This is a genomic window from Candidatus Similichlamydia epinepheli (assembly GCF_003056015.1).
The window spans coordinates 19,677-29,788 of sequence record NZ_PPEU01000004.1 but is presented as its reverse complement, the minus strand read 5'-3'; the positions used below and the strand labels follow the sequence as shown (position 1 = coordinate 29,788).

The 10,112-nt window shown below is 40.3% G+C and carries 9 protein-coding genes and 1 tRNA gene; 3 read left to right on the top strand and 7 right to left on the bottom strand.

All coding sequences use genetic code 11. From position 1 onward, the window contains the following. Positions 1 to 1,908: excinuclease ABC subunit UvrA (locus tag GCCT14_RS00690; protein ID WP_478209983.1), on the bottom strand; the 1,908-nt coding region annotated here is incomplete at its 3' end. Positions 1,909 to 2,131: 223 nt separating this feature from the next. Here GCCT14_RS00690 and pyk point away from each other — a divergent pair. After that, complete coding sequence (pyk, locus tag GCCT14_RS00685; RefSeq protein WP_108623777.1) at positions 2,132 to 3,169, top strand: pyruvate kinase; 1,038 nt, start codon at positions 2,132 to 2,134, stop codon at positions 3,167 to 3,169. On the opposite strand, the gene GCCT14_RS00680 is transcribed toward pyk, so the two are convergent. After that, positions 3,144 to 4,208, bottom strand: coding sequence for a hypothetical protein (locus GCCT14_RS00680; protein WP_157952416.1), 1,065 nt, complete (start codon positions 4,206 to 4,208; stop codon positions 3,144 to 3,146). The genes pyk and GCCT14_RS00680 overlap by 26 nt on opposite strands. 260 nt (positions 4,209 to 4,468) lie before the next feature. Continuing rightward, a tRNA-Ser gene (locus GCCT14_RS00675) sits at positions 4,469 to 4,553 on the bottom strand. 248 nt (positions 4,554 to 4,801) lie between these two features. Here GCCT14_RS00675 and GCCT14_RS05520 point away from each other — a divergent pair. Further along, positions 4,802 to 4,936, top strand: coding sequence for a hypothetical protein (locus tag GCCT14_RS05520; protein ID WP_275655978.1), 135 nt, complete (start codon positions 4,802 to 4,804; stop codon positions 4,934 to 4,936). Here GCCT14_RS05520 and GCCT14_RS00665 read toward each other — a convergent pair. Beyond that, positions 4,933 to 5,808: a methionyl aminopeptidase gene (locus GCCT14_RS00665; RefSeq protein ID WP_108623774.1), complete on the bottom strand. Its 876-nt coding sequence runs from the start codon at positions 5,806 to 5,808 to the stop codon at positions 4,933 to 4,935. The two genes, GCCT14_RS05520 and GCCT14_RS00665, sit on opposite strands and share 4 nt — an antisense overlap. Positions 5,809 to 5,826: 18 nt before the next feature. After that, positions 5,827 to 6,414, bottom strand: a complete 588-nt coding sequence (locus tag GCCT14_RS00660; RefSeq protein ID WP_108623773.1) for a MarC family protein — start codon at positions 6,412 to 6,414, stop codon at positions 5,827 to 5,829. 55 nt (positions 6,415 to 6,469) lie between these two features. On the opposite strand from GCCT14_RS00660, the gene GCCT14_RS00655 reads away from it, so the two are divergent. Beyond that, entirely contained in the window at positions 6,470 to 7,405 is a 936-nt protein-coding gene (locus GCCT14_RS00655) for an L-threonylcarbamoyladenylate synthase (RefSeq protein WP_108623772.1), read from the top strand. Here the strand turns inward: GCCT14_RS00655 and GCCT14_RS00650 are convergent. Beyond that, positions 7,376 to 8,374: a phospholipase D-like domain-containing protein gene (locus GCCT14_RS00650; protein WP_108623771.1), complete on the bottom strand. Its 999-nt coding sequence runs from the start codon at positions 8,372 to 8,374 to the stop codon at positions 7,376 to 7,378. The two genes, GCCT14_RS00655 and GCCT14_RS00650, sit on opposite strands and share 30 nt — an antisense overlap. Before the next feature lie 12 nt (positions 8,375 to 8,386). Beyond that, a complete protein-coding gene (locus GCCT14_RS00645; RefSeq protein ID WP_157952415.1) occupies positions 8,387 to 10,018 on the bottom strand; it encodes an Hsp60 family chaperonin in 1,632 nt (543 codons plus the stop codon). Positions 10,019 to 10,112: the final 94 nt, after the last annotated feature.

Below are 10,112 nucleotides of genomic sequence, written 5' to 3'. Positions count from 1 at the left end.
ATCTATTACAATTATCTGTTGAATCGCATTTGGATCTGTTATCGATACTTTACTAGGGAATCCTTTAAGTAAGTGATTCAATTCTGGAAGAATTAAATCTCTTACAAGGGTAGATTTTCCAGATCCAGAAACACCAACGAAAGCGACCAATTTACCTAGAGGCAGAGAAAGATCTAGAGAATTGATATTTCGTTTAGACCCATTATTTAGTTGTAAGCGAGACGATGGTTCGCTAAAACTTTTGGATATGACTTTTTCATTGAGCATCTGAGGAATTAATGATCTCTTCATGAGCAATTGTGATGGTGAGCCGATGAAAGTCACTTGACCTCCTTCGTCTCCGCCTTTTGGACCGAATTCCACAACACAATCAGCCGAAAAGATTGTAGTTTCGTCGTGTTCTACGACTATGACTGTATTTTGCTTGTTTCGCAGATGTCGGAATCCTTTGATCAACTTGTGGATATCTTGTGGGTGAAGACCAATTGATGGTTCGTCAAAAATGTATGTCATGCCAGATAGTCCAGAACCGACTTGTGCTGCTAGTCTACACCTTTGTAGTTCACCACCTGAAAGAGACCGAGATGATTGTCCCAACACAAGGTAATCAAGACCGATTTCTGTTAAAAAGTGAAGACGCTTTTGTAATTCTTCCAATAGATCCTTAAAAGGAAGTGCTTTCTCGCCATTACATGAAAAGCTAGATAAGAATTCTAGAAGTTCAGTTAGGCTCATTTGATTGACTTCAAGGAATGTTTTTCCATTTAGTCGAGCGACTCTTGGATATGACTTTAAGCGCGCTTTTTGACAAAGAGGACAAGGGGCGTCAGACAAAAGAGAGGCCCATTTGTTTTTACCTTTTTTTGTCGGCTGATAACGATTCCAAGCCTGTGTAATAACTCCTTCCCAAAAAATTGTCTCTTCCCATTTTTTTTTGTGAACTGGATGCTCGAATACAACTTGTAGATTAGGATAACCGTATAGAAAAGCATGTTGAGCTTTTTCATTTAGTGCGTTCCACGGCAAGTTTGGGTCGAGACCTACTTCTCGCTCTAATGCTTGGTATATATATTGAGCAGGAAAAGAAGAGTACTCATTTGCGATCAGGCAACATTTGCCTTTAATAGATGCATGTGGGTTGATTACTAACGAAAGATCCCAATTTTCAATCAGGCCTAATCCTTGACATTTTTCGCACATGCCTTGTGTAGAATTAAAAGAGAAGTGTTCCGGCTGTAACTTTGGAAAAGATTGATGTGTGGTGCTCGAGTAGGCTTCTAGAGAAAAAAAATGCTCGTCCTCTCCTGTTTCCTGAACAAGCCAGCAAACTCCATTACCAAGATCTAGAGCTTGAGTTACACTTTCTAATAGTCTCTCTCTATTAACATCGTGGCCTGGTCGAAAACGATCAACACAAAGGTCCAGTTGATTAATTTCAGTTGCTTTTCTTTGCGGAGGATAGAAAACAGAGGCGATCTTGCCATTTACGCGGATATAATTGAATCCTTTCTTTGCTACAAGCACAAGTTCATCTCTGAGCATGCCCTTTTTCTTTACGTAAGGGGCACATAGAAAATAATTCTCACTTGTGCCCTCTAGTATTCGTTGGATAGTATCAACTATTTGGTTCGGGGTTTGCTGCTCAAGTGGCCTGTCGGAGACAGGACAATGCGGAACAGCTGCATGGGCAAAGAGAACTTGTATGTAATGAGAAAGTTCTGTCACAGTTCCAACAGTCGATCGTTGTTGTTGAATAGCAGGTCGCTGACTAGTTGCTATTATGGGAGTCAACCCTTCAATCGAATCGCATACAGCAGTATCCGGGATGCCGTGTAGTTGTTTTAATTGGTGAGAGAGAGCTTGAAGATAGGAGCGTTGCCCTTTTGAGAATAGGGTGTCATAGGCCATAGACGACTTCCCCGATCCAGATGGGCCGCAAAACACTATAAAATTATTTTTTGGAAGCTGTAAATCAATACCTTTTAGGGTGTTCGTTCGCGCGTTTTTGATGCGAATGAAAGAGGCCATGAATTGTAATAATCTCATGATTTTGTTTAGAGATGGGTCATCCTCGCACAAAATCTAAAAAATGGCACTTGTTCGTGTCTGTCACAAACAGTAAGTATTAGAAATGAACAAATTAAAAATTATTTGCACTTTAGGTCCAAGCTCTTCGGATTTTAATGTTTTGTCTGAGATGTTGTTGTCCAGTATGGATATGGTGAGGCTTAATACTGCTCATGGACAGTTGGAAGATCACCTAGATCTACTATCTCTTGTTAGTAGTGTAGAGCGGGATAGCGGAAAAATGATTCCAAGAATTTTAGACCTTAAAGGAATTGATTTGAGGTTAGGAACATTTGGTGGAGAATTGCTTTTCGAAAAAGGGGAGTCATTCTGGCTTGTTCCACAGGATGAATCTTCGATAGAAAAGTATTGGATTCCATTTTCTCATCCTCAATTTCTCAATAAAGTTTCTCCAGGTGAAATGGTCCGACTGGATAGTGGGTGCTTAACATGTGAGGTGATGGACACACAATTAGATAGAATTCATTTGCGTGTGAAGAATCGTTGGAGAATAAGTGAACGAAAAGGCGTTACATTATCGTCTTTTGCGGGCACTCATAAGCTTGCTTTGACAGAGAGGGATCGAAATGCCCTTGAACTATGCTTGCATGAGAGGGTTGATTGGATTGCGCTCTCATTTGTGAACCATCATTCTCAAGTAAGGGAACTCCGAGATGAGCTGAATACAAGAGGTCTAACCAGTATTAGAATTATGTCGAAAATTGAGACGTCTTACGGAATTGATAAGTTGAACTCAATTTTAGATGAGTCCGATGGAGTGATGTTTGCTCGTGGAGATTTAGGCGTGCAAGTGGAGATTCACAAACTCCCAAGCATTCAAAAGAGATTTTTTTATCAATCAAATCTAAAAGGGCTCCCATCTGTCCTCGCTACGCAACTTCTTTCCTCTATGTGCAACAGGCCTATTCCCAATCGGTCAGAAGTGACTGATGTTTTTAATGGGGTGCTAGATGGCGCACGATGGTTTATGCTCTCTGAAGAGAGTGCTTCAGGAGAGTTCCCTGTTGAATCTGTTGTTCTTTTACGAAAGTTAATTGAGGAAGGAGAACAGTTTATTAAGGAAAAGGATCTTGTGAACTAATTGCCGACTCTTGTTCAGATTGCTTTTTCTTCAGATTACAAGTGTCACTCCAAAGCCAGATCAGATGTAAAGCCAGCAGAAGAGATAATCCTGAAAAAGAAACAACATGTGCTAAAGATATAATAGTGGATTTATCAAAAAGAGATGATAATACAAATAAAAGAAGCCCTAAGATTGCCTTTGAGCCTCTGTTAAGTACTATATTGAAAAATGTGGTTATTGTAAGGCGTTTCTTTTTTGCCAAAGTAGAATAAAACCTCTCCCTATTTGGAACAAAAGAGCTTGTGTCGAAAACACGAACAAGACAAAAAATTAAAATTTCTCCTTTTAGATCTCCAAATACTTTTTTACCCCAAAGCATACAGCCAAGTATGAGAAAAAGAAGGACGTGGAATGATCTATAATCGAGTTTTTTGCAAATGCAGCTGACTAGTTGAGGTCCAAAAATAGAACAAATGCCGATGGAAAAGGAGATATTAGAGAAACATTTTGTTCTTAAAAGCTCTTCCGATACATGCGTTTCGATAGTGTGATAGAGTAAGAACTCCTGTAAACAAGAAAAAATCTGCAATAATATTATTGTGATTGCCATCCACAAGAGGCCGGGAATCTGAGACATAGACGTTACTTCGTCTTCTTCTGTTGAACTTAGAGTGCTTTGTTTTATTAGGGAAGTGATTTGAGATGATGAGTTTTGTTGTGTTCTTAAAAATAAGAGAATCGCAGAGCTCACAAGAAAGAAAACAGGAGGATTATCGAACGATGCGAGAGAGCTAGAGAGCAAGCTTCCTACAACTAAGCCTATTGCACCTGTGGTGAACATTGCGCCGTAAAGACCATGGTTTGCAGAACCGCTTCTATTTCTGCCATAAACAATTCCCCATAGAGATTGAAAAAGAAATAATGGGTAAAGCTCTCGCCAAAGGCATAGAACCATCAAACTGACTCTACCAATAGGAAACAAAGAACCAAGACTAAAGTTCGCATAGGCTGATAAAGATAACAGTCTAGAAAAAATTTGCTTGGGAGACCACTTCACAAGTGCTTGAGAATAAAGCCACGTTCCTAGAATGGAGAGCGGAACAAATAGGAGCCAGACAATAGGAATGTGTTTTGTCCCAAATTTTGTGATAAACAGAGAATGTATGACTGTTTTCGTCAGTACCATGTCGCAGCTCAGTAAAAAGCAGGAGATAAGTAAGGAGCAATGATTCTCTGTTTTTAAAAAGGACAATAACTTCATTAATACAAAACTGCGAGGGGTGATCGGAGTTGTCGGATCCGGGGATATTTGTGCTTCGGAAGAGGAGGGATTCGAACCCCCGGTGGGTTTCCCCACTTCTGTTTTCAAGACAGACGCAATCGGCCACTCTGCCACCCTTCCAAGCTAGAAATTGTAGGACGTTTCGTTACTCAGGTCAATACAAGGGGATTTTGACCAAATGAGATCTTTTTCCATGCGAGAGACATTTTGGCGGAAAATCCTTTGTTGTCAATAACGGCTCTATAGGAGGAGAAACCATGCAAGAAAACATGAGGCAGTTACAGCGACAGAACTCATTCTGTCCAAACCAGCCCTGTCCTAATGGGAAACTTCTAAACCTGATTCAGGACAAGGGAGATGAGTGGTATGTGTTCGTGACGTGTTCTGATGGTGCAGATGGAAAACTTTCTATTAATATGTCCTCTTATGGAGATCCTAAAGTTTTAGCTTTTATTTTAGAGGACGCTATGGAGCGTCTATTCGAATTTGATGGAGAGAGCTAATTGTAGGGAGTTAATATTTCATGACCGGTTTCAGTAACGAGAATGGTTTTCTCCCATTGAGCACTCGGGAGGCCATCTACTGTTCTAACTACCCATCCGTTGTTTAGATCGGTCACACCTTCTTTTTTACCTAAATTCAACATGGGCTCTATGGTGAACGTCATTCCTGGATAGAATGGGATATCGACATCGTTGAAAGAATGAAATATGTTAGGAGCTTCGTGGAAGTGTAGTCCTGTACCGTGTCCAACAAACTCATCGACAACTGAATACCCTTGCGCCTCTGCGAAAGAAGATATTGCTTGCCCTATATCTGAAACTTTATTGCCAGGTCGCACAACGTCGATGCCGAGCTCCATAGACTTTTTGCACGCGTCAACTAGAGAACGAACTTTGTGACTAACAGGTTCGATGCAGACCATTCTACTTGTGTCACCATAATGACCCTTCCAAATCACTGTGACATCTATATTCAACACATCTCCTTTTTTCAACACATAAGAGTCTGGAATTCCGTGGCATATAACTTCGTTGACAGACGTACAAATAGAGGCAGGAAAAGGAGGAGAGCCGTATCCAAGGGGAGCAGCTATAACGCCAAATTTTTTATGTAAATCTTTTGAAATAGCCTCTAACTCCAAAAGAGAAACACCCTCTCTTGCTTCTTCACAAAGAGTCCCAAGAATACTGGAAGCAATTGAACCAGCTTTACGCATCCCTTCTAATTGTCGACCACTCTTAACAATTATTCGCCAAGTTTTTCTGTATATTTGTGAGACTGTCTCTAAATCTGCATTCGGGTCGATGACCGGAAAATGACAACGATTCCATTTTTTTCCACTTCCGCACCAACATCCAGTTCCCCAATTCATTTTTCCCTCTAAGTCCTCTTATGAAGAATCTGAGAAATTCCAAAATCCCTTCAAAATCATCTGAGAGCCTAAACCCATTATAAATAACCCCGACAGACGTTCTAGAAGCAGCAAAATGGTTTTAGGAAATACATTAGATTTCCACTGAAAGCCAAGTAAAATAAAGATCGAAGACAATACTACAAATAAGCACGAAATGTCAGTAACAATTGACTCTTCCGAACTGAATGTTGCAATAGTAAATAAGGTTCCAGGACCTGCAAGCATCGGGCATCCAATAGGAACCAAGAAAACTTTATCTGGAGAGATCTCATTAGAATCAGATCCAATAATCCCTAAAAATCCTAGAGCTGAAATGCAAAGCAATATCCCACCAGCAAATCTTAGAGCATGGATAGAAATTCCGAGGTTCGCTAGTGCGGAAGCGCCTCCGTGATTGAACAGAATGCAAAGTAATCCAGCAAACAAGCACTCCCTAAAAACGAGCACTACTCCGTCTTTTTTTGACATTTTCCTGGTGATAGTAACCACGATAGGAGCGCTAGATAGAGGCCCCAGCAAAAAAAATAGCTGAACACTTCTTGCCAGAATGATGGAAAAGTCCATAGACTACACCTCACGGTATCTATGATTTTTTCAAGAATAATACAACTGGCCCAAAATGCGAATCTCGGAAGAAGAAGCCAGAAATAGACTAAATTCAGGAGAAGTTATCGCGCTTCCAACTGATACAGTGTTTGGTTTGGCAGTTCAAGCGAATAACGAAGAGGCGCTTAGGCAACTACTCGCTATCAAGAAACGTCCTACATGCAAACCATTCGTAACCTTGCTATCGCGCAGGCCGAGGCTGAGGGATTTTCTTAGAAAGTCAATATATTTGCCAAGCGATTTTAGAGTGTGTATCGATGCGTTTTGGCCTGGACCTTGTACGATGCTTCTACCTAAATCAAAACTGAGTGATACATATTCAATCTACCCTTCTTTTTTGGGATTCTCAGGATTTCGTGTTCCTTATCATCCTGACCTGCAAACTTTTTTGGACAAGACGGGCAATTTGGTAGTTTCTTCCGCAAATATTTCTGGAGACTTTCCTGCTGTTTCTTGTGAAGAAGTGGAGAACACTTTTGGTAAAGATTTTCCCTGCTTGGATTTTGGAACGAATCGCACGATTGGATTGGAATCAACCATAATAAAAATTACTTCCAACAATATTGAAATTATGAGGGAAGGGCTTTTGCCTTTTGAAGAGGTTTGCTTAGTCTGTGGTCAGCCTGAACTGAAATGTACAAATATTTATATGAAAAAATCAGTTAAACAAATTTCATGGATCAATCCTAATGAGATACATAGAAATGAAGGGTTATTACTAGGATTTTCTAACAGAGATTATCCTTCTTGGCCTAATCATCTAGCATGGGGTAATGACTCTTCAATCGAAGACGTGTTGTCTAACTTTTATCCAGTGCTAAGAGGGGCTTTCGCATCTTTTTTTAATGAGATATTTTTAGACTCGGATTGGCCGAAAGGTTCACCACTTTGGGAAGTTTTGAGAAGGAAATTGCTTGGGTTAACTTATAGAAATGGGAACGGCCTGTGAAAAACAATTTTTCCACAGTTCCTTCACTTTGTATTTCAATGGTCCGTTTTGTATATTTAACTTCGCAAGTAATTCTCTATTACGAGAAAAAGCGCTCTTGCTCCAATTACAAGAGCCTAAAAATACTATATTATCGTCGATAAAAACGAATTTATGGTGAAGATCTTGGATGCCTCTGTATATGAATAGGGGAATCCCTGCCTTCATGAAACGTAGAATCGCTTTTTTAGATGTGCTCATGCTTTGTCCTTGATCAAGGATAATTTGGACTTCTACACCACGATTATGAGCGTCAATCAAATCATCAACCAACTGGGGATGCGAACAAGAAAAAAGAACAGCTTGGATAGAACTATGAGCTTCTCTAACAGAGCAGCGAATTGTATGTAGAGCCTCTTTAGCGGGAGGAAGTTTCCAAATTTGTAATGATATACCTTCAATTGAGAAATTTGCATACTTCTCAGACATAGGATTACTTAGGAATGAAGCTACACTTTCATCTTCAATTCTTAACATTGAATTTTTTTGAAGATAAAAACCAGTTCTAGTGAAGTTGAATGATCCAATCCAAGAAATTTTTCGATCTACTACAACAACTTTTCTATGCATAAGTCGAAAAGGACTGTCGTATTTCACAGGCAAAAGACGATTTAAACGTCTAATTTGACTGTCTCTTTTACACTTAGAATCTAAGAAAATATTTACGTTTACTCCTTCCTTCTTTTTCTTACAAAGAATCGACGTTATTTGTGGATCTGTTAAGCGAAAAAGTTCTATGTAAATTTCTTGAGTGGCAAGTCCTAAAGAAGAAATGAGAGATGAACTTACAGGAGAGTCAGAGTCAAGGACTAGAGTAACCAAACAAGGAAACTTACTATTTGGTTTCCAAACAGAAAAAAACAGCAGAAGCAATTGAAATAAAAGAAAGGCTCGAGAAAAAGAGAAAAGCCTTAAACACGAGCCTAGCAATTGGTAGCAACACTACATGTGCGCCGGATGAGCTACTTTTTTGCCTTTAGCAGGCGGAATCTCCACTATAAGAGCTTCTGAAATGATTACCATAGCAGTAGCAGAGGCTGCATGTGTCAACGATTCAATCGCTACTTCAGTTGGCTCAACAATTTGATCCTTACTGAAGTCCTCTACACTACGAGTTATAACATTGAATCCTACAGTTGGTTTCCCATGCTCTAAAATTGAAGAAACAACTACGTCCCCATTCATTCCACTATTCTCAGCTAGCTGTTTCAAAAGTGACTCAGAAGCATGCTCAACAATTTGTGCTCCAAGAGCTTCATCTCCATCCAATTTTAGAGTTTTAGAGAGGCCTCGACTAGAATGAAACAAAGCAACGCCACCGCCAAAAACTACACCTTTGGACATGCCTGATTGTGTAGAACTTAGGCTGTCTTCAAAAAGCTGCTTCTTATAGTCTAACTCTGTTTCTGAGGATGCCCCAACTTTTACGACAGCAACCCCACCTTGTAACTTGGCAGCACGTTGAAGAAGCCTTTTTTTATCGTAATCATTTTCTGCAAGATCGGCCTCTTTCTTTACGATAGACGATCTCGATGTCAGATCAGCAGCACTGCCTTTCCCTTCTATGATCGTTGTGTGATCTTTTGTAAGGATTACCTGAGAGGCCCCTCCAAGCATTTCTGTAGTTGCATCCTTGAGGGAGCGAGAAAGATCCTCAGTAATGAATTGAGCCCCGGTAAGAGCGCAAATGTCCTCTAAAAGTCCCTTCTTTTGATCCCCGAATCCAGGAGCCTTCATAGCGGCTACCTTTAAGGCGCCATTCAGTTTGTTCAACACCAAAGTAGAGATCACTTCACTCGAAAATTCGTCTGCTATTATCAATAGTTCTTGTCGAGTAACAGAAATAGACTGAAGTATAGGCAAGATCATTTGAATGGAATTGACTTTCTGATCAGATACCAAAATGAGCGGATTCTTTAACTCTACTCTTCGAGTTTCTGGATTTGTTATGAAATAAGCGCTCAGGTATCCCCTGTCCAGTCTCATTCCTTCCACTATTTCGACAGTAGTTTCCATGGAACGACCACTTTCAATCGCAACGACGCCCTCTCTTCCAACTTTCTCAATTGTGTCGCAGATTATTTTTCCAATCTCTTCGGAAAAAGCTCCATGAGCAGACACTTTAGCCAAGGCAAGTATATCTTCGTGAGAGGAAACGGGAATACTGGCCTCCTCAATCGCTCTAGTCAGATAACAAATGGCCTTTTCCATGCCCTTTTTCAACAAAACAGGACTGGCACCTGAGTTGATCTGTCGTACAGATTGAACAACCATCTGATGAAACAAAAGCACAGCTGTGGATGAGCCACCACCGCACTTAGTTTTTAGCTTGTTTGCTATTTCTCGGCAAAGCTGGGCCCCCAAATTCTCAAATGGATCTTCCAGGCAAATTGACCTAAGGATTGTATTTCCGTTATTCGTTACTGAATGCGAACTCCAGCCTTTGTCTAATGCTACGTTCTTGCCCCTTGGACCCAATGTATGGCATATCGCTTTAGCAAGCTTACCAATGCCGTCAGCAAGTTTTTGACGAGCAGTTTCAGAAAAGAGAATTTCTTTCGAGTTTTTCGACACAGAAAAGCCTCCTAAAATCTTGACCTGAGTCTTCTTCCCTTCTTTTTAGACCCGGAAGAACCGTTGGAGGATTCTATCAAAACGTAAACACTGT

Bases quoted from the DNA above. Each gene is read 5' to 3' on its own strand.
- pyk (WP_108623777.1), top strand. From the start codon at position 2,132: ATGAACAAATTAAAAATTATTTGCACTTTAGGTCCAAGCTCTTCGGAT.
- GCCT14_RS00665 (WP_108623774.1), bottom strand. From the start codon at position 5,808: ATGAATTGGGGAACTGGATGTTGGTGCGGAAGTGGAAAAAAATGGAAT.
- GCCT14_RS00660 (WP_108623773.1), bottom strand. From the start codon at position 6,414: ATGGACTTTTCCATCATTCTGGCAAGAAGTGTTCAGCTATTTTTTTTG.
- GCCT14_RS00655 (WP_108623772.1), top strand. From the start codon at position 6,470: ATGCGAATCTCGGAAGAAGAAGCCAGAAATAGACTAAATTCAGGAGAA.